The sequence below is a fragment of the Lentzea albida genome, assembly GCF_900111005.1.
In the GTDB taxonomy this organism is placed as follows: domain Bacteria; phylum Actinomycetota; class Actinomycetes; order Mycobacteriales; family Pseudonocardiaceae; genus Lentzea; species Lentzea albida.
This window is the reverse complement of sequence record NZ_FOFV01000005.1, coordinates 249,983-268,692: the sequence shown is the minus strand read 5'-3', so window position 1 is coordinate 268,692 and position 18,710 is coordinate 249,983. Positions and strand designations below refer to the sequence as shown.

The 18,710-nt window shown below is 71.1% G+C and carries 17 protein-coding genes; 6 read left to right on the top strand and 11 right to left on the bottom strand.

The annotated features are described in order from the left end of the window. From BMY74_RS15825 to BMY74_RS15815, 3 genes are all read right to left on the bottom strand, one after another. Positions 1-366, bottom strand: a complete 366-nt coding sequence (locus BMY74_RS15825) for a DsrE family protein (protein ID WP_089916930.1) — start codon at positions 364-366, stop codon at positions 1-3. A gap of 69 nt (positions 367-435) precedes the next feature. Continuing rightward, entirely contained in the window at positions 436-1,971 is a 1,536-nt protein-coding gene (locus tag BMY74_RS15820; protein ID WP_245786148.1) for an HD domain-containing phosphohydrolase, read from the bottom strand. A 51-nt stretch (positions 1,972-2,022) separates the two neighbouring features. Next, positions 2,023-2,580 (bottom strand): TetR/AcrR family transcriptional regulator, encoded by a 558-nt coding sequence (locus tag BMY74_RS15815; protein ID WP_089916405.1) that lies wholly within the window; start codon positions 2,578-2,580, stop codon positions 2,023-2,025. A 110-nt stretch (positions 2,581-2,690) separates the two neighbouring features. On the opposite strand from BMY74_RS15815, the gene BMY74_RS15810 reads away from it, so the two are divergent. After that, complete coding sequence (locus BMY74_RS15810; RefSeq protein WP_177229762.1) at positions 2,691-3,704, top strand: NADP-dependent oxidoreductase; 1,014 nt, start codon at positions 2,691-2,693, stop codon at positions 3,702-3,704. Between the two features lie 87 nt (positions 3,705-3,791). Continuing rightward, entirely contained in the window at positions 3,792-5,813 is a 2,022-nt protein-coding gene (gene paaZ, locus BMY74_RS15805; protein ID WP_089916923.1) for a phenylacetic acid degradation bifunctional protein PaaZ, read from the top strand. On the opposite strand, the gene BMY74_RS15800 is transcribed toward paaZ, so the two are convergent. Then, a complete protein-coding gene (locus tag BMY74_RS15800) occupies positions 5,810-7,282 on the bottom strand; it encodes an FAD-dependent oxidoreductase (RefSeq protein WP_089916402.1) in 1,473 nt (490 codons plus the stop codon). The two genes, paaZ and BMY74_RS15800, sit on opposite strands and share 4 nt — an antisense overlap. Before the next feature lie 408 nt (positions 7,283-7,690). On the opposite strand from BMY74_RS15800, the gene BMY74_RS15795 reads away from it, so the two are divergent. Both BMY74_RS15795 and BMY74_RS46175 read left to right on the top strand, forming a co-directional pair. After that, positions 7,691-8,959, top strand: coding sequence for an NAD(P)/FAD-dependent oxidoreductase (locus BMY74_RS15795; RefSeq protein WP_089916399.1), 1,269 nt, complete (start codon positions 7,691-7,693; stop codon positions 8,957-8,959). A 19-nt stretch (positions 8,960-8,978) separates the two neighbouring features. Further along, positions 8,979-9,881, top strand: a complete 903-nt coding sequence (locus tag BMY74_RS46175; protein ID WP_245786147.1) for an SRPBCC family protein — start codon at positions 8,979-8,981, stop codon at positions 9,879-9,881. A gap of 1 nt (position 9,882) precedes the next feature. On the opposite strand, the gene BMY74_RS15780 is transcribed toward BMY74_RS46175, so the two are convergent. Together BMY74_RS15780 and BMY74_RS15775 are read right to left on the bottom strand one after the other, a co-directional pair. After that, a complete protein-coding gene (locus BMY74_RS15780; RefSeq protein ID WP_089916397.1) occupies positions 9,883-10,743 on the bottom strand; it encodes a hypothetical protein in 861 nt (286 codons plus the stop codon). A gap of 4 nt (positions 10,744-10,747) precedes the next feature. Next, entirely contained in the window at positions 10,748-11,377 is a 630-nt protein-coding gene (locus tag BMY74_RS15775) for a hypothetical protein (protein ID WP_089916395.1), read from the bottom strand. 214 nt (positions 11,378-11,591) lie between these two features. On the opposite strand from BMY74_RS15775, the gene BMY74_RS15770 reads away from it, so the two are divergent. Further along, positions 11,592-12,419: an extensin family protein gene (locus BMY74_RS15770; protein ID WP_089916393.1), complete on the top strand. Its 828-nt coding sequence runs from the start codon at positions 11,592-11,594 to the stop codon at positions 12,417-12,419. A gap of 153 nt (positions 12,420-12,572) precedes the next feature. Here BMY74_RS15770 and BMY74_RS15765 read toward each other — a convergent pair whose 3' ends face one another. The 3 genes from BMY74_RS15765 to BMY74_RS15755 form a co-directional block, all read right to left on the bottom strand. After that, a complete protein-coding gene (locus tag BMY74_RS15765; RefSeq protein ID WP_089916391.1) occupies positions 12,573-13,085 on the bottom strand; it encodes a histidine kinase in 513 nt (170 codons plus the stop codon). Between the two features lie 676 nt (positions 13,086-13,761). After that, positions 13,762-15,042, bottom strand: a complete 1,281-nt coding sequence (locus tag BMY74_RS15760) for a sensor histidine kinase (protein WP_089916388.1) — start codon at positions 15,040-15,042, stop codon at positions 13,762-13,764. After that, positions 15,039-15,704: a response regulator transcription factor gene (locus BMY74_RS15755; RefSeq protein ID WP_089916385.1), complete on the bottom strand. Its 666-nt coding sequence runs from the start codon at positions 15,702-15,704 to the stop codon at positions 15,039-15,041. The genes BMY74_RS15760 and BMY74_RS15755 overlap by 4 nt, the downstream gene beginning before the upstream one ends. Positions 15,705-15,729: 25 nt before the next feature. Here BMY74_RS15755 and BMY74_RS44205 point away from each other — a divergent pair, with 25 nt between their 5' ends. Then, positions 15,730-16,287, top strand: coding sequence for a hypothetical protein (locus BMY74_RS44205; protein WP_143091579.1), 558 nt, complete (start codon positions 15,730-15,732; stop codon positions 16,285-16,287). A gap of 41 nt (positions 16,288-16,328) precedes the next feature. Here BMY74_RS44205 and BMY74_RS15740 read toward each other — a convergent pair whose 3' ends face one another. Together BMY74_RS15740 and BMY74_RS15735 are read right to left on the bottom strand one after the other, a co-directional pair. Further along, positions 16,329-17,534, bottom strand: coding sequence for a glycoside hydrolase family 88 protein (locus BMY74_RS15740; RefSeq protein WP_089916377.1), 1,206 nt, complete (start codon positions 17,532-17,534; stop codon positions 16,329-16,331). 185 nt (positions 17,535-17,719) lie between these two features. Beyond that, positions 17,720-18,706 carry a GNAT family N-acetyltransferase gene (locus BMY74_RS15735; protein ID WP_143091578.1) on the bottom strand — a complete coding sequence of 329 codons (987 nt, stop codon included), beginning with the start codon at positions 18,704-18,706 and terminating at the stop codon, positions 17,720-17,722. Positions 18,707-18,710 lie beyond the last annotated feature (4 nt).

Below are 18,710 nucleotides of genomic sequence, written 5' to 3'. Positions count from 1 at the left end.
TCAGTAGCTGAACGTGGTGGCGGGCTCGTCGCCGATCCACTTCCACAGCGGGATGGTGCCGTTGATCTCCGCACCGGGCACGAGGTCGCCGGCGTCGAGGCGCTTCGCGTTGAAGCAGAGGGGGCAGACGAAGTAGCGGCCGCCCGCCGCCTCGTAGCGCTGGAGCAGTTCGGCCAGCGGCGGGCAGCCGTCGCACGCGACGCCCGCGGCGGTGCCGTTGAGCGACAGGCGCACGGCCTCCTTGGACAGGAACATGAGCGTCTCGCGCCCGGTCTCGGCGGCGCCGATCGCGACGAGGAACGCGACGGTGACCTTCTCCGCGTCCTCGAGCCCTGTCGACAGACTGATGACGGCCTTGTTCGGCATGATCTGCTCCATTTCGTCGGGTACCACGACGTTAGGAGCGGGAAGGGGCCGTGTCGTCGGGCGTTCTCCCTACAGATCGAGCGGGTCGAGCAGGCCGTTGCGCAGTGCGAACAACGTCGCCGTCGACCGCGACGAGGCCCCGGTCTTGGTGTAGATCCGCTCGATGTGCGTCCCGGCCGTCTTGCGCGAGATGCCGAGCCGCTCGGCCACCTCACCGGTCTGCGCGCCGCGGGAGATCAGCACAAGCACCTCGACCTCCCGCGGTGTGAGCCCGGCGGGCCCGGACACCCGCCGCCGGGTGCCGTTGCCCGCCGCGGAGAGCACGGCCTCGGCGGCGTCCCCGTCGAGCGCACCGGCCCTGATCGCCTCCCGCACCGCGAGGACCGCTTGCTTGTCGCTCAACGCGGCCCGGTGCGCCCGCGGTTCGAGCATCGCCCGGTAGGCGCACGCGGCGGCGAGCACCCGCCCGGTCATCGGCAGGGCCGCACCCGACAGCCCCCGGTGGTAGCCGCCGCCGTCCATCCGCTCGTGCGCCATGGCGGCGATCGCCCCCGGCCTGGCCAGCGCCGCCGGCCGGGCCAGCACGCGTTCGGTGTAGTAGGAACTGAGTCGCACGCGTTCCCAGTCGGTGGCCGACAGCGGCCCCGGCTGCTCCAGGACCGTCACCGGCACGCCGTGCAACCCGATGTCGTGCAGCAGCCCCGCCCGCCGGGTGGCGATCACGTCGGCGGTGGGAAGTCCGATCGACCGCGCCGCCGCACCGGCGAGTTCCGCCACCCCGCGCGAGTGCCCGGCCCGTGTCGCGCAGCGCAGGTCGGTGAAGTCCGCCAGCGCTTCGAGCGCCGAGTCCAGCTCGCCCTGGGTGAGAGGCCGCAACCGGGGGAGGTCGATCCCGTCGCCGGACAGCACTTCCGGCGCGTGTGCGACGAACGCGTCGACCACGTCGGGAGCGAACTGACGGCCACGGCGCGCACGGGCGACCTCGACCGCACCCTCGATCCCGCCGGTCCGGTACCGCACCTCGACGACGTCGGCCAGGTGCAACAACCGGATGGTGGGGGCGATGTCCGCGCCCCCGACCCCGTGCGGCACCCCGCGTCCGTCCCAGCGCGTGAAGAACTGCCGCAACGCCCGCGCCACACCGGGCCCGAGCTCGAGCCGTTCCGCCAACGCCGACGTGGTGACGCAGTGGGACTGCATCCCCTGCACGACGTGCTGACCACCGCTCGCCAGGATCGTCGACGCCACCCGGAACCGGTGCCACAACGCCCCGCCCCGCCCGGCCCGCCGCAGGAAGAACCCGAACCCGGCCGGCCCGGCGAGGTCGACCTCGTAGCTGTCCGCGCGGAAGGCGATGTCGTCACCGAAGGACGCGGCCACCTCCGGTGAGTCCGCGATGCACCCGACCCAGCCGAGCATCGAGACGTGGAACAGCGCCTGCCGCTCCTCCTCCGGCAGCCTCATCCGCTCGGCGAGCCGTTCCGCGATCCGCCACGACCGGAGCACGTGCTCCATCGGCTGCCCCAGCCCCAGGTCCGTCGCCAGGGAGAAGGCGGCGAGCAGTTCGGCCAGGTCGATCCCGGCATCTGCGTCGGCAGGCTCCACCCGCGGATGGTAGCTCCGCGAGGCCGGGCAGGATCGGTTGTGCCGCAGAACCTACGTGCGGCTCGGCGTCGTCACGACCGCGCTCATCACGACCTCGAACAGGTGCTCGGCCCGCGCCTCCTGGCCGGGCTGGTCGCTGAGCCACACCAGCGACGACACCAGCGCGAACAGGTCCGCGCCGTCGAGGTCGGTGCGCGCCTCGCCGGCCTCCTGGGCGCGGGCGAGCAGCCGTGCGCCGGAGCCGCGCATCGCCACGCACGAGCTGTGCAGGGCCGACTCGGGGTCCTCGATCGCATGCACCATCGCCGTGACGACGCCGCGGTAGTTGGTGCACGCCTTGATGAAGTCGCGCAGCCACAGCAGCAACGCCTCGTCGGGCGCGTTCGCGGCCTCGACCTGGGCCGCCCGCGCGGTCAACTCGTCGAAGTTGGTGCGCAGCAGGGCTTCGAGCAGCGACTCGCGGGTGGGGAAGTGGCGTTGCAGCGTCGCCAGGCCCACACCGGCGCGACGGGCTATGTCGCGCATCGAGGCCTCGCTGCCGTGCTCCGTGATGACGGTGCCGGCGACGGCCAGCAGGCGGTCGTGGTTGGCCTTGGCATCCGCCCTCATCTGCGCTCCTTGCATAAACGGGTCACTGACCCATATATTCGGGTCAGTGACCCGGAAAAGCGGGTCTGTGACTCGTTTAGAGCTTACCGCGCCGGAAGAGGGAGAGAGCTGTGCCGACCGAGACCATGAACGCGATCCGCCTGCACGAGTACGGCGGTCCCGAGGTGCTGCGGTACGAGACGGTGCCGAAGCCCGTGGCCGAGCCGGGCCAGCTGCTGGTCAGGGTGCACGCGGTGGGCGTCAACCCGCCCGACTGGTACGCGCGGGAGGGCATGCCGGACGTGCCGGAGGAGCTGAAGCCGCAGGTGCAGCTGCCGCTCATCCCGGGAACGGACGTCTCCGGCGTGGTCGCGGCGATCGGTGCCGGTGTGGAGGGCTTCGCCGTCGGCGACGAGGTCTTCGGCATGCTGAACTTCCCGAACTCGTTGCAGGGCAACGCCTACGCGGCGTACGTCACCGCCTCGGCGGCGGACTTCGCGCACAAGCCGGCCGGCGTGAGCCACGAGCACGCCGCCGCCGTGGCGATGTCCGGGCTGACCGCGTGGCAGTTCCTGATCGACCTGGGCCACGACTTCCCGTCGCCGTTCCAGGAGGCCCAGCACCGCCCGATGCCGTTCGGCCCCGGCAGCACGGTCCTCGTCAACGGCGCCGCGGGCGGCGTCGGGCACCTCGCGCTGCAACTCGCGAAGTGGAAGGGCGCGCGGGTCGTCGCGGTCGCGTCCGGCGGGCACGAGGAGTTCCTGCGCGACCTCGGCGCCGACGAGGTGATCGACTACACGAAGCAGCGCCCCGAGGAGGTCGTGCGGAACGCCGACCTGGTGCTGGACTGCGTCGGCGGCCCCGAGAGCAGGCGTTTCCTCGACGTGGTCCGGCGCGGCGGCTCGCTCTACCCGTTGTACTTCGGCGAGTTCGACGACGAGGAGAACGCGCGGCGGGGCGTCACCGTGACGTCCGCGCAGGTCCGCTCCAACGGCGCGCAGCTGGAGGAGATCGGCCGCCTCCTCGGCGACGGCACCCTCCGCGTCGCCGTGGACAGCACCTTCGAGCTGAAGGACGCGCAGGCCGCGCACGAGCGGGCCGCGCGGGGACACCTGCGGGGCAAGATCGTGCTCACCGTCGCCTGACCCCCCCACCGCCGGTTGCCACGGTGCTGACCACCGGGAAAACTCCCTGGCGCCGGGGAGTTCTCACCGCTGGAAGGAGTGGCGCCGATGAGCATGCTGCGCAGCTACGTGTCGGGCGGGTGGCACACGTCTTCGGCGGAAGGCGCGCCGTTGCACGACGCCGTGACGGGCGAGGAGATCGCACGGATCTCGTCGGCGGGCGTCGACATGGGCGCGGCGCTGCGGTACGGGCGTGAGGTCGGCGGGCCCGCGTTGCGCGAGCTCACCTTCCACCAGCGCGCGCAGCTGCTCAAGGCGCTCGGGCTGTACCTGAAGGAGCACAAGGCGGAGCTGTACGCGCTGTCGGCGCGGTCGGGGGCGACGAAGTCCGACTCGTGGATCGACGTCGACGGCGGTTTCGGCGTGCTGCTCGGGTACGCGTCCAAGGCCAAGCGCGAGTTGCCGAACGACAAGGTCTACGTCGAGGGCGCCGTCGAGCCGCTCGGGCGGGGCGGCACGTTCGTCGGGCAGCACATCTGCACGCCGTTGCGCGGGGTCGCGGTGCAGATCAACGCTTACAACTTCCCCATGTGGGGGCCGCTCGAGAAGTTCGCGCCCGCGTTCATCGCCGGGGTGCCGACGCTCATCAAGCCCGCGTCGCAGACGGCGTACGTGACGGAGAAGATGGTCGAGCTGATGCTCGCGTCCGGGTTGCTGCCCGAGGGGTCGCTGCAGCTCGTGTGCGGGTCGGCGGGCGACCTGCTGGACCACCTGACGCCGCAGGACCTCGTCGGCTTCACCGGGTCCGCGTCCACGGCGCAGAGCCTGCGCACGCACCAGGCCGTGATCCGGTCGTCGGTGCGGTTCAACGCGGAGGCCGACTCGCTGAACTGCTCGATCCTCGGTCCGGACGCCGTCGCGGGCACGCCCGAGTTCGACCTGTTCGTCGGGCAGCTCGTGGCGGAGATGACGACCAAGGCCGGGCAGAAGTGCACGGCGATCCGGCGCGCGCTGGTGCCCGAGTCGCTGGTGGACGCGGTGGCCGAGGCGACGGCGGCGAAGCTGGCCGAGGTCGTGATCGGCAATCCCGCGGACAGGTCCGTGAAGATGGGTGCACTGGCCGGCCTGGAGCAGCGGGAGGAGGTGCTCCGGTCGCTCAAGGCGTTGCGGGAGAACGCTTCTGTCGTCTACGGCGACGGTCCTCTGTCCCTTGTGGACGCGGATGCCGAGCGCGGCGCGTTCATGTCGCCGATGCTGTTGCGCGCCGCGGCGGACGCCGTGCAGCCGCACGAGGTGGAGGCTTTCGGGCCGGTGTCGACGCTGATGCCGTACACGTCGGCCGACGACGCCGTGGCGCTGGCCGCCCGCGGTGCCGGATCGCTGGTCGGGTCGATCGTGTCCGCCGACACGGACTTCGTGCGCGACGTCGTCATCGGCGTGGCGCCGTGGCACGGGCGGTTGCTCGTGCTGGACCGCGAGGACGCCGGCGAGTCGACCGGGCACGGCTCACCGCTGCCGATGCTCGTGCACGGCGGTCCCGGCCGGGCCGGTGGTGGTGAGGAGATGGGAGGCATGCGCGGCGTGCTGCACCACATGCAGCGCACGGCCGTGCAGGGCAGTCCGCGCGCGTTGGGCGCCATCACGAACCGCTGGGTGACGGGCGCGCCACGCCGTGACGACGCCGTGCACCCGTTCCGCAAGACGCTGGCCGAACTCCGTGTGGGCGACACGGTCGTGGCTGGCCCACGTGAGGTGACGCTGGAGGACATCGAGCACTTCGCGTCGTTCACCGGCGACACGTTCTACGCGCACATGGACGAGGAGGCCGCCGCCGCGAACCCGTTCTTCGGTGGCCGGGTCGCGCACGGCTACCTCGTGGTGTCGTTCGCGGCGGGCCTCTTCGTCTCGCCGGAGCCCGGACCGGTGCTCGCGAACTACGGCCTGGAGAACCTGCGGTTCGTCACGCCCACGTTCCCCGGTGACGATCTGACGGTGACGTTGACGGTCAAGCAGATCACGCCGCGCGAGGACCAGGAGTACGGCGAGGTCCGGTGGGACGCGGACGTGACGAACCAGAAGGGCGAGTCGGTCGCGAAGTACGACGTGCTGACGCTCGTGGCGAAGGGCTAGCGGGGTTCCTTGCGGGGCAGGGGCTTGGTCGCGGGTCCCTCCAGTACCTCACCGTCGACGTCGAACCGCGAGCCGTGGCACGGGCAGTCCCAGCTGCGTTCGGCGGCGTTGAACCGCACGAGGCAGCCGAGGTGCGTGCAGCGCATGGACACGCCGTGCAGCTTCCCGCTCTCGTCGCGGTAGACGCCGGTCTTGCCGAGGCCGTCGCGGATGACGTGGGCGTGACCGGGCAGCAGGTCCTCGCTGGAGGTGGCGTCGGCGGGCATCACCCTGTCGCCGACCATCTCCGCGGCGACCTCGGCGTTCTTGCGCAGCAGCGTGGGCACCGACTTCAGCGATACCCGGTGCGGGCTGAAGCGCTCGGCGAGCGCGTTCGGCTTGCCGGTGACGAGGTCAGCGAGCAGCGCCGCGGCGAACGTGCCGCTGGTCAGGCCCCACTTCATGTACCCGGTGGCGGTGAACACGGTCGTGTTGCCGGGCGTGTAGCTCCCGATCATCGGCAGGTGGTCGTAGGCCGTCGGGTCCTGCGCCGACCAGCGGTGGGTGACCTCCTCGACCTGCCAGTGCTCGCGGGCGAAGTCCTCCAGGCGCCGGAACGGCTCCACGACGGTCTTGCCCGTCGGGTGGCTCTGCCCGGCGAGGATGAGCTTGTCCTCGTGCGCCGAGATCGACCACGACGGACTGCCGGTGCTGATGGCGAGGGCCTCGGGCGGCGAGCTGACCCTGGCCGCGATGCAGTAGGCGCGCGTGAGCTCGAGGCGTGCGAAGTACACACCGCGGTCCAGCGTCGGGTAGTGCGTCGCCATCACGATCTTCTCGGCGTCGACGTGACCGTCCGAAGTGGACACCCGGTTGCCGCTGACGTCGAGCACGCGGCTGTTCTCGCACACCAGGCTGCCGTCACCGTCGATCTGGTCGGCCAGCCCCCGCAGGTACTTGACGGGGTGCAGCTTGAGCTGGTCGTCGAGCCGCACCGCCGCGTGCACCTCGAACGGCAGGCCGACGTCCGTGGTGGCCCGCACCGGCAACCCGACCTGGCGGGCGGCGACCAACTCGTTGTCGACGTCGCGCACCTCGGCCTCGGTGAACGCGTACGTGATGGCGGGCGACCGGCGCAGGTCGCAGTCGATGCCCTCGGCGAGGGTCGCGACCTGGGCCACGGCCGCGAGCGAGGCGGTGGCGTAGTCGGTGGCGGCGGCCAGCCCGTGCCGGCTGCGGATCTGCGAGTACACGGTGGACTGCAGGGCGGTGACCTTGGCGGTGTTGTTGCCGGACACACCTGACGCGATCTGGGCGGCCTCCAGCACCACGACGCGCAGGCCGCGCCGCTTGAGCAGGAGGGCGGTGGTGAGGCCCGTGATGCCGCCGCCGACCACGGCCACGTCGTAGGTGTGCTCGCCGGTCAGCGGGGGGCGGGGTGCCGGCGGGAGGGCGGCGAGCCAGAGCGACTGGTCAGCGGTGGTGGTCATGGCGGGGGATACCCGGGTTCGGGGTGGGTATGCGGGGCCGGGGTGTGGGGTCGGGGGTGTTCGGGGCGTTCGGGTGGGCGGCCGTGGGGTGACGTGTGTGGTGGCGGGCATGCGCGCGCAGCAGGGGCGTGGGAACGCGATGCGGTGCGTGTGTGAGGCGTGGCGTGCGGTGGTGGGTGCGTGTGTGGTGGTGGGCGTGCGGGCGGCCGCAGGCGTGGTGAGAACGCGTGACGTGGCGGTGTGCGGCGCGAGCTGCGTGGTGGTGGGCCCACCGTGCGCGTCGTGACGCGCGTGTGCGCGGCTCTTAACCGGCTCCGCACCGGCTCCCGACCGGCTCCCGACCGGCTTCCTTCGGGCGAACTGGAGCAGGCCCGGATACGTGGCGCCCTAAGCGGGTATGCGTCCCCCATGAGCAAGCACCGGGTAGTCGTTGTCGGAGGTGGGTTCGGCGGCCTGGGCGTGGTGCGCGGGTTGAAGCGCGCGGACGCCGAGGTCACGTTGATCGACCGCACCAACCACCACCTGTTCCAGCCGTTGCTGTACCAGGTGGCGACGGCGCTGCTGCCCGCCGGTGACATCGCACCGGCGTTCCGCGCGATCCTGCGCAAGCAGCGCAACGCCCACGTGTTGCTGGGGGAGGTGACCGGGTTCGACACGGCCGCCAGGCTGGTGCACGTCGATCTGCCGGACGGGCGGTCGAGCCACGTCGAGTACGACACGCTGGTGGTGGCGGCGGGCTCTCGGGACAGCTACTTCGGGCACGACGAGTGGGCCGAGGCCGCGCCGCCGATGAAGACGCTCGAGCAGGCCGTGGACCTGCGTTCGAAGCTCCTCCGGGCGTTCGAGACGGCGGTGGCGGCGGACGACCCGAAGCAGTGGTTGTCGTTCGCGGTCGTGGGGGCCGGGCCCACCGGGGTCGAGTTGGCCGGGCAGCTCGCGGACCTCGCCCGGCGGGCGTTGAAGGGGCAGTTCCGGGAGATCGACCCGCGGGACGTCCGGATCACGTTGATGGACGCGGTGCCGCACGTGTTGCCGCCGTTCTCGCCGCCGTTGCGCGACCACGCGCGGTCGAAGCTCGAACGGCTCGGCGTCACGGTGATGACCGGGGCGATGGTCGAGTCGATCGACTCCGAGGGGCTCACCACCAAGGACGGGGACCGGGTCGAGGCCAAGACGATCATCTGGGCCGCCGGGGTGCAGGCCTCGCCGCTCGCGCGGCAGCTGGCCGAGCAGACGGGGGCCGAGACCGACCGCAAGGGCCGGATCAAGGTGAACCCGGTGGACTGCTCGGTCACCGGCGAGATCTTCGCGATCGGCGACATGGTCAACCTCAACGACCTGCCGGGCATCGCCGAGCCCGCGCTGCAGGAGGGTCACCACGTCGCGCGCGTCATCAAGGCTCGGTTGCAGGGGCGGCGCGCCAAGCCGTTCCGGTACCTCGACCTCGGCACGATGGCCACCATCTCGCCCGGTGACGCCGTCGCGGACATCAAGAAGCTGCGGCTCAAGGGACTGATCGGCAAGGCGGCGTGGGCGGGTGTGCACATCGCGTTCCTCGTCGGGTGGCGCAACAGGGCCGCGGTGCTGGCGCAGTGGGCGTGGAACCTCGTCACGGGCCGCCGCGCGCAGCCGATCATCCTCGAACCCGTGCGGGCGCTGGCGCGCAAGCAGGTTTGACCAGGGGTAACCGGTCTGCGTGAACACGGAGCTCCTGGGCATCTACCTCAACGACCACCTGGCCGCGACGACGGCGGGCACCGAGCTCGCGCGTCGCATCAGCCGCACGCATCCCGAACTGCGGGTTCTCGCGGACGACATCGAGGCCGACCGCAAGGAACTGCTCGACTTCATGCGCGAGGTCGGCGTGGAGTCGCGTCCGCACAAGGAAGCGCTCGGCTGGCTGAGCGAGAAGGCGGGCAGGCTCAAGCTGAACGGCCGGGTGCTCGGACGCTCGCCGCTCAGCGACGTCCTCGAACTGGAGGCGCTGCGCGTCGGCATCGAGGGCAAGACCGCGCTGTGGCGGACGCTGCGCAGGCTCGGGAGCTTCGACGAGACGCGGCTCGAGCGGCTGGCGAACCGCGCCGCGGGCCAGGCCGAGCTCGTCGACGAGTACCGGCTCCGCCTGGCGCCGCGGTCGTTCGACTCGCCGCACGTGTCCGGTGTGGACGTCGAGCGGACGTTCACCGTCGCCTCCACGCCCGAGGGCGTGACGGAGTACCTGCGCGACTTCTCCCGCGCCGAGCAGTGGGATCCGGGCACCGTGTCCTGCACGCGCCTCGACGACGGCCCGGTCGGGGTCGGCTCGCGCTGGCGCAACGTGTCGTCGTTCCTCGGCCGCAAGACCGAGCTCGTCTACGAGCTGACCCGCGACGACGAGCGCGGCCTGCAGTTCGTCGGCCGCAACGACACCGCCACCTCGACCGACGACATCTCGATCAGCGCCGGGCCCGAGCCGGGCACCACCCGGATCGCCTACCACGCCCACGTCGAGTTCAACGGGCTCGCGAAGTTCGGGGCGCCGGTCGCGAAGCTCGCGCTCGAGAAGCTCGGCACCGACACCGAGAAGAGCCTCGTCCGCGTGCTCGGCGCCGTGAGCTGACTCAGTCGTAGCGGATCGCGTCGAGCCAGGCCTGGTCCGGCGTGACGGCCAGACCGAGGTGCTCGTCGTAGAACGTGCCGCCGCCCTCCCACGTGGTCACCGGGTCCCAGTGGCCGAGCTGGTCGAGGGGGCGCGACACCACCCCACCGTCCGGCGAGGTGATCGTCCAGCCGGAGAAGCCGGTGGCGAGCAGGTCCCACGCCGAGTGCAGGACGTCCCCGTCCTCGTGCCAGCGGATGACCAGCCGCCAGGAGACGCACCCGGTCCGCGTGGTCACGGGGCACAGCACGACCGTCTCCGCGCGGCGTGCCCCCACCGTCAGCGGGGCGGGCTCACCGACCCGTTCGCCGTCGGGGAGCAGGGCCTCGGCGATCAACGGGCGGACGCCGTCGAGGTGGACCTCGAGGTGCGGTCGCTTCAGGTTCTGGAAGCCCTCGCGAGCGTTTTCGGTGGATGTGCGCAGGTCCTCGCCGTACGCGAGCGTCGTGCGCGGCGGCGTCGAGCAGAGCTGGGCGGGGAACTCGTACTCGGTCACCGACCTGAGCACCGCGCGCACCCCGGACACCGTGATCGGCCGGTCGGAGCGGTTGATCAGGGTCAGCACCAGGTTGTGCCCGCTGACCGGCACCTCCACCGGCACCTGGTTGCCCAGCGCGCCGGGCGGGACCAGCTGGGAGCACTGGCTGACCGACTCGAGGACCGCGACCAGCCCGCCCGGCCTGGTGATCAGCGAGTCGACCAGCCGGCGCTGGGTCGGCGCGGGGTGGATCTTGTTGCTCACCGCGTGGACCCGTGCACCGAGCTCCCGCGCGTAGTGCTCGGCGTCCGACAGCCGTCGTTTCTCCTGTTTGCGGCGGAACAAGAACTCATCCCCCTGGGCGTTGGGCGGTGATGTACGGCCGGCCGCCGGCATCGATCACGGCGGTGCCGCTGCGGCCGTTCACGGTCCAGTCGAGGAACAGCCGCCACTCGACCTTGCCGTCGGTGTTGTGCACCTGGACGTCGATCACCTCCGGCTCGCCGGCGTCGACCCACAACGGGAAGTCGTCGCGCTTGCGGGCCGTCACCACCGGCCGGTCGCCGCCGAGGTCGAGGCGGAACGCCCTGGTCCGGATCTTCCCCAGGTGCGGCAGCACGTGACCGCTGACGGGCTCCCGCGCCACGACCTCGGCCCGCAGCGCCCGCAGGACCACCCGGCGGCGGCTGCGGCTCTCGACCACCAGGCGCAGCAGGAAGCCGCTGGCGGGCAGGAGCTTCCCGGTCCGGTACTCGCGCACGTAGTCGACGTCCACGAACTCCGGCGTCACCACCACCGGCTCGCCGTCGTCCTCCGCGGGCGCTCCCTGACGCCGGACCTCCACCCAGACCGTGCCGGCGACCAGCAGACCCACGAGGACCCACACCGTCGGCGGCCACCAGCGCCACGACACCTCGACCGTGTTCGTCGCGATGTTCCCGAGCAGCGCCAGCGCCGGTGCCAGCAGGACCACCGACACCGCGGAAAGCCCTCCACGCCGCCTGACCACCAAGATCGACCTCCCCGGCCAGGCAGTCTGGCACGCACGGGCCGTGCCGGTAAAGGCAAAGGAAAAACGCAGGTCAGGCGCGATTCCTCCGTTCGGACGTGATCCCTAGACTCCCTCGGGCCGGTGGGTGAGACAGGCCCTTCACCCCTGCCGCCGCCGGCTTGGACGCAGAGGGAGTACTGGGGTGTTCGAGAACAACGTCACCAGGCGCGGCTTCGTCACGGGCGCGGCCGCGGTCGCCGGTCTCGCCGGCCTGTCCACCATCGCGCCGGGCCTGGCCGGTGCCGCGCCCACGCCCACCGACCAGCACACGCCGGCCGAGATCGAGGCCGCCGAGGTCGGCGCGCTCGCGATGATGACGTTCCAGAAGATCGACGGCACTCCCGTCTACTACTGGCGTTCCAACCGCGGCAACACGACCGCGCGCAACTGGCAGGCCACCGACGCGTTCTACAACGCGCTCGTCGCCTGGATCCGCGACCTGCGTTCGCTCTCGTCGAGCTACGGCTCGATCAGCTACATCGTCTCGGCGGGCTTCTACGTCGACAAGGCCGGTCAGCACGGCGCGGGCACCGCGATGGACCTCGACCACGTCCGCTGGTCCAACGGCAACGTCACCTCGCCGCTCGACCAGCACCACGCGTCGAGCACCGCCGCGCTGCGCAAGCGCTACCTCGCCACGGAGGCCGTGACCCGCCGCCGGTTCCGCTACGTGCTCGACGGCTGGTACAACGCCGACCACCGCGACCACATCCACGCCGACTTCGGCGGCATGCCGGTGCGGGTGCTCAAGGACTCCGAGGCCGACACCAAGTTCGTCCAGGGCACCTGCAACAACTTCCGCGCGGCCGGCCTCGCGATCGACGGCATCTGGGGTCCCAACACGCAGGCCGCGTTCAACGGCCTCAAGTCCGCGCTCGGCGTGACCGGCGACCCGCACACCAGCACGTCGGTGTGGCAGGGCATGTTGTCGAAGATCGCGACGAAGGGTTTCGCGAACCAGAACATCTGAGTTCGCGGAAGAACCGCAAGGCCGAGCCCATGCCTCCTGGGCTCGGCCTTGTAGTGCTTTTGCCGATTCACCGGAAAAATTCCGCCGAGATTTCCGCGCACAGCACGAGGGCGCATTCATCGAAGAATGCGCCCTCGTGGGTGGAACGAGTCGTCAGCGCTGCTGACCGTTGCCCATCGAGCCACCGAGGCCGAACAGGATGCGCTGGATGAGCTCGGGATCGACGTCCGGCTCGTCGCCCAGCGCCTCGGCGGCGGGGGAGCGGCGCTTCTCGCGCCGGGGCAGCGGCACCGCGTTGGCGTTCACGCCCGTCGGCAGCGGCAGTTCGCACCAGATCAGCTTGATGCCGCCGGCGAGCTGCAGCTCACCGGTGCGCAGGTCCGGCGAGGTCGGCGGCATGATGAACCTGGCCGCCTCCAGCTCGACGACCAGGTAGTCGCCGGTCAGTCGCAGTCGCAGCGTGATCAGCCGCGACGTCTTGGGGTCGGCCGAGTCGACAGCTGCCTCGACCAGCGCACAGGCGACGGCCGAGCACTCCGCGGTCATGTTGCGCAGGCGCCATTCACCGAGGGTGAAGCGCACGAACAGATCCGCGCAGTTCACCGCGGTGGGAAGCGCGATGAGTGTCAGGTCGTCGACCTGGGCGGTCTGGGCGTTCGCCTGCATGCTGCCTCCGTTTCGCGTGCGGCGCGCGAGCCGTGGCGGTCACCCGAATGGCCGTCACGGTGAGCGGGAATCTACATGGGTATACGCGGGAAGCAATGCCCTGGTTGACTCACCCGTCAAAAGTCACGTCCGGGTCACGACGAGAGGGCTCGGCGCTCACTGTGAGTATAGCGTCAGGCCCGCTGTGTGATACCTCGGGTCAACGTCGTCTTCCGGCGAACCGCGGACGGGTGAAGAGGCCGGCGGTTCGGTGAGTTCATGAAGGAACGGGCCCTGTGTTCACGTTCGGCGTCTCGTCTTGCGGCAGTTGTGTTCCTTTAAATTGATTTAAGTCGCGGAGTCGAGCTTAAGGATATTTAAAACACATTAATCGTCTGAACGGTGGATTGGTGCCCATCGGTGCTCGGCTAAATTCATATCAGCTCGCAAAGAGCGACCAAGACCCCACTGAATACGCCGGACCCCCACACCAGGCGCCGAGAGCCCCGGCTGATCCACCTCGTTCCACCGGTGTGGGAAGGCAGGCGCGCACCGCTCATCGGGATCCCTCCTCCTGCTCGGGACTCGGTGGTGCGGCAGCGGTGCAGCGCGGCCGGCCGGTGCCCGCCGGCGGCGTCGGACCCGTCCCACGGTCCGCACGCCGCCGGCGGTGTTCGTTCCCGGCCCCTGCCGCCCCCTAGAGCCTCCGGAGCCTCAATTGCACGCGTGCACCGCCCAACGGCCCGCGGTCGACGTGGAGAGACCCTCCCGTGCCCTCCGCGGCGCGGCGGGCGATGTCGAGGCCCAGACCGGTGGAACCGCCGCCGCTGGCCCCGCGCCGCACCGCCTGCCGGGAGTCCGCGATGCCCGGACCGGCGTCCTCGACCATCAGGGCCACGAGGTCGGCCTGGTGCACCAGCGTCACGGCGAACCGGGTGCCCTCCGGCGTGTAGCGGAAGACGTTGCCCAGCAACGCGTCCAGCGCGGCGGCCAGGTCGGGGCGGGGGATCGGCACGGGCGTGGGCCGGTCGGCGCCCCGGACCGTCCACGGCCGCTCCTGGTCGTCGGCGAGCGCGGACCAGAAGACCAGCCGGTCGCGCACCACGTCCGCCGCGTCGGCGCCGCTGTCGTCGGGCTGCAGGCCCGAGCGCGCGACCTTGATGATCTCGTCGACCTCCCTCTCGAGGCCCTGGACGGCCTCCCGGACCCGATCCGCGCCCGGACCACGTCCGAGGGTGTCCGCGTCCAGGAGGAGGGCCGTGAGAGGCGTTCTGAGGCGGTGCGAGAGGTCGGCGACCACCTCGCGCTCGGCGGCGAGCAGGTGCCGGACGCGTTCGGCCATGGCGTTGAAGGCCTTGCCGACCTCCTGGAGTTCGGGAGGCCCCTTGACCGGCACGCGGGCCGTGAGATCCCCCTGCCCCATCCGCCGCGCGCCCTCGGCCAGCGCGCGGGTGGCCCTCACGGCCCGCGCGCCCAGGCGGTCGGCGACGAGCACCGACCCTGCGACCAGGCCGACCGCGACGCCCGCGAGCACCCACCAGGTGCCGACCACGCCGCGGGTGAGCTGCTCGTGCGGCACGAACGCCTCGACGATCGCGAGCCCGTTCTCGCTGGTGGCGAGCGGTTGCAGGTAGGCAACGCCGTCGGGCCGTTCCACAGTGGACGCGGTCGCGACGTTCTGCGCCTCCTGGAGGTCCGCCGCGGTGATGTGCGAGTAGCCGTAGGTGCCCGCCGGGGAGCTCAGGTGCACGGCCAGCCGTTGCTGGGCGCCGTACCGGGTGCTCCTGATCGCCTGGCGGATCTCCTGCGGCCTGCGGGTGATCAGCAACGCGGGCGTCATCGCGTTCGCCTGCTTCTCGGCCTCGCCCAGGGCGCGGGTGTACGCGGCGTTCTTCACGACGATCGCGAGCGGGATCAGGAACGCCAGCGCCACCATGCTGGTCGCCGCGAGAGCGACCAGCACCAGTGAGCGCCTCATCTGGGGTCGACCAGACGCACACCCACTCCTCGCACCGTGTGCAGGTAACGCGGCTGCGCGGCCCGTTCACCGAGCTTGCGGCGCAGCCACGACAGGTGGACGTCGAGCGTCTGGTCGTCGCGGTGGGACGGCCAGAGGTTCGCGAGGATCTCCGCCCGCGGCACCACCTCCCCCTGCCGTGCCGCGAGGTAGGAGAGCAGCTCGAACTCCTTGTGCGTCAAGGAGAGCTCCTGACCGTCCACCGCGGCCCTGCGGAGGTTCACGTCGATCTCGAGCCCGCCTATCACGAGCTGCTTGGTGTCGCGGGCGCGCCGCAGCACCGCCTGCAGCCGGGCTTCGAGGATCTCGCTCGAGAAGGGTTTGACGAGGTAGTCGTCGGCGCCCGCGTTGAGCAGCCGGACGATCCCGGCCTCGTCGTCGCGGGCGGTCGCGATGACCACCGGGGTGTTCGTGACGCCTCGGATCATCCTCAACGCGTCACCGCCGTCGAGGTCGGGGAGCCCGAGGTCGAGCACCACGACGTCGTAGTCGTTGGCGGTGACTTCGCGCAAGGCCTCGATCGCGAGCGCGACACCGTGCACGATGTGGCCCTGGCCGGTGAGGGCGCGCGTGATCGCCGCCCGCACCACCGGGTCGTCTTCGACCAGCAGCACTGATGCCATGAGCCGCTACGGGAGGATCGCCGCAGTGAGAAGGTCCGTCGGATACCTGGTCGCCTGGGCGCTGGTGACCACGGTCGCCGTCGGCCTCTCCTGGTTCGGCATCCGGTGGGCGATGGAGCCCGCACCGGTCGCCGCCCTGGAGGCCACCACGGAGTCGGCCGTGCTGCCGATGCCGACGGTCACCTCGCTCACCGTCCCGCCGCCCGACTCCGGTCCCTCCGCGGGCACGCCGCCCGTCACGACCTCTTCCACCAGGCCTCCTGTGGTCACTACGACTGTTCCGGTTCCTCCCAGTAGTACGGATGCGCGTCCCACCTCGGCTCAATCGCCGTCGCCGCAGGGGGAGTGGCAGGCGGACGGGTCCTACGTGCACGCCTTCAACCTGCGCGGCGGCGACGTGGTCGTGCGGTACCGGCCGCAGGGGGTGCAGGCGCTGTCGGCGACCCCCGCGGACGGGTACTCGGTGTCGGTGGAGCAGCCCGGCGGGCCGCTGGTGGTGAACTTCCGCAACGCCGCCGGCCGGCTGTCCAGGCTGGAAGCGACCTGGAACAACGGGCCGACGGCGAAGGTGGTCGAGCAGTAGGGGCGTGGTGGGCCGGGAAGTCCCAGGCCCACCAGACCCGGCTAGAGACCGATCGCCCTGGCGATCTGCGCGGGCTTGAGCACCCGCAGGATTGCCTCGTACAGGTAGTAGTCGCCGTACGGCAGCGAGACCTCCACGCCGTCCTCGGCCGGGCGGTTGCGGGTGCCGCGGGCCAGGATCGCCTCGGCCCGCGACGACCTGGTCGTCAGGCAGGTGCCGACCAGGCCGTCGAGGATCTTCAACGCCCGCTCGCGGTAGCGGTCGGTGCCGGTGGCCTTGGCGAGGTCCAGCAGGCCGCACGCCATGATCGCGCCCGCCGACGAGTCCTTGACGTCGTTGGGGCCCAACGGGGAGCGGTAGTCCCACACCGGCACGCCGTCCGGGGTGAGCACCGACAGCGCGTAGTCGGCCATCCTGCGCGCGGTGTCGCGGAACTCGCGCAGGCCCGTGCGGCGGTACATCGTCGTGAAGCCGTAGATGCCCCACGCCTGGCCGCGCGACCAGGACGACGTGGGGCTGTAGCCCTGCACGGTGTTCGGGCCGACGGCCGCGCCGGTGTCCGGGTCGAAGTCGAACACGTGCGGGGTCGAGCCGTCCGGGCGCAAGAAGTGCGTCTGGGTTGTCCTGGCGTGGGCGATCGCGATGTCGAGGAACTTCCGGTCGCCGGTCTGCTCGGTGGCGAACGCGAGCAGGTCCAGGTTCATCATCGTGTCGATGATGACCCGGCCCGCGTTGCCCGGCGTGCCGATCCTGCCCCACGCGCGGATGAACTCGCCCGTGGCGTTCCAGCGCTGGATCAGCGTGTTCGCGGCCTCGACGGCGCCGTCACGCCACTTGGTCGCGCCGGTGAGCCGGTAGGCCGTGATCCACGACGGGTAGAAGAGGAACCCCAGGTCGTGGTCGCGGGGGTCGAGGCGGCGCGGAGCCAGCCTGTCGCAGGCGGCCTCGGCGAGCGCGCGGAACTGCGCGTCGCCGCTGTCGAGGTGGGCGAGCCACAGCGTGCCCGGCCAGAAACCGCCGACCCAGCCGCCGTCGGCGACGTAGGTCCACTTCTCGGCTCGGGTGATCTCCGGGAACGACGTGATGCCGGGCGCGACCGCCTTCAGCTTCGAGTTGCCGTAGTCGAGGGCCGCGCGGAGCGTGGCGGGCGAAGCGGCTGCTTCTCCCGCGCCCAGGGCGACTCCCGCTCCGGTGAGCAGCGGGGTGGCCGCGGCGGACGCCAGCAGGGTGCGTCGAGACAGGTTCACGAGACCGTCCAGTCCCTTTCTCGTAATGCGCCCGGCGACACAGTGCCAGACCTGATCAAGCGGTGTAAAGGTGCGCGGAAATGCTTTTCCGGGCTCCTGAACAGCGCAAAGGTGGTCATGTATGTGAACTCGCTGTATTCCGACGTTGTAAGCGGAATTGTTCACGGAGGTGAACAGTCGCCGGGTCAGACGCGGTGCAGAACAGCGTCCAAATGGCACGGCCTCAACCCGTGCCGCCGCTTGAAGGCCGCGTTGTCCCTGCCGTCCTCGAGGATCGACTTGCCCAGGCGGATCGCGAGCTTCACCGACTCGGCGAACAGCACGGCGAACGGGCTGTAGCCGCCTTCGACGGCGTAGTCGACGCCGCACGTCCACGTGTGGAACCGGGTGGCGTCGGTGAGGCAGACACCGGCCGCGACGAGCCTGCCGTGCTGGCGCACCTCGATCACGTGCGCGAGGTCGTCGAGGGCCGTCACGAACCTCGGGAAGGTGGTGCCGGGGTGGTAGCCGTTGTTCTCGAACCGGCTGGCGGTCTTGACGCAGAGCAGCGTGATCTGGTCGAGCGAGGCGAAGTGGACCGGGAGGACCTCGGTGGTGACGCCGGCCTCCTGCGCCCTCCGCTCGTTGCGCCGGAGGTTCGCCCTGGCACGCGGGCTCAGGCTCGCGAGGTAGTGCGCGTACGTGGTGAGCCCGGTGACCCACCTGTCGTTGAGGTGACGCGCGGGCAGACCGGCCGCCCGCAGGCCGTGCGACAGGGCGCCGCCGCGCTGGACGTTCATGAAGCCGCACCAGCGCGCGCCGAGGATCGACGCCGTGCGGTTCATCGTGTCCAGCAGCCTCGGCAGCACGTCCGCGGTGGCGGGCACGTGCGCGTCGTAGCAGTGCCAGGACGGGCTGAGCAGAGCGGGCTGCCCGGCCGCCTCCGGATACGCCTCGTGCAGGCGGCGCAACGGTTTCGCCGCTGTCTGGAGGTAGGCGGGAGCGACGGCGACCGCCCTGTCCGCGTCGCGCACCACGAAGTACGCGAACGCGTCCACCTCCGTGAGCGGCAGCCGTTCGTACGCGCTCACGTACGCGTGCTGGTAGAAGACCGGTGCGCCCGCTCGGTGGACCACCGCGTCCCAATCGGCAGGATCGATTTCCCTTATGCTGCTGGAGAATTCGACGTGCACGCGC

Coding starts and splice junctions, on each gene's coding strand:
- BMY74_RS15825 (WP_089916930.1), bottom strand. CDS start 366: ATGCCGAACAAGGCCGTCATCAGTCTGTCGACAGGGCTCGAGGACGCG.
- BMY74_RS15815 (WP_089916405.1), bottom strand. CDS start 2,580: ATGAGGGCGGATGCCAAGGCCAACCACGACCGCCTGCTGGCCGTCGCC.
- paaZ (WP_089916923.1), top strand. CDS start 3,792: ATGAGCATGCTGCGCAGCTACGTGTCGGGCGGGTGGCACACGTCTTCG.
- BMY74_RS15800 (WP_089916402.1), bottom strand. CDS start 7,282: ATGACCACCACCGCTGACCAGTCGCTCTGGCTCGCCGCCCTCCCGCCG.
- BMY74_RS15795 (WP_089916399.1), top strand. CDS start 7,691: ATGAGCAAGCACCGGGTAGTCGTTGTCGGAGGTGGGTTCGGCGGCCTG.
- BMY74_RS15765 (WP_089916391.1), bottom strand. CDS start 13,085: ATGCAGGCGAACGCCCAGACCGCCCAGGTCGACGACCTGACACTCATC.
- BMY74_RS15760 (WP_089916388.1), bottom strand. CDS start 15,042: ATGAGGCGCTCACTGGTGCTGGTCGCTCTCGCGGCGACCAGCATGGTG.
- BMY74_RS15755 (WP_089916385.1), bottom strand. CDS start 15,704: ATGGCATCAGTGCTGCTGGTCGAAGACGACCCGGTGGTGCGGGCGGCG.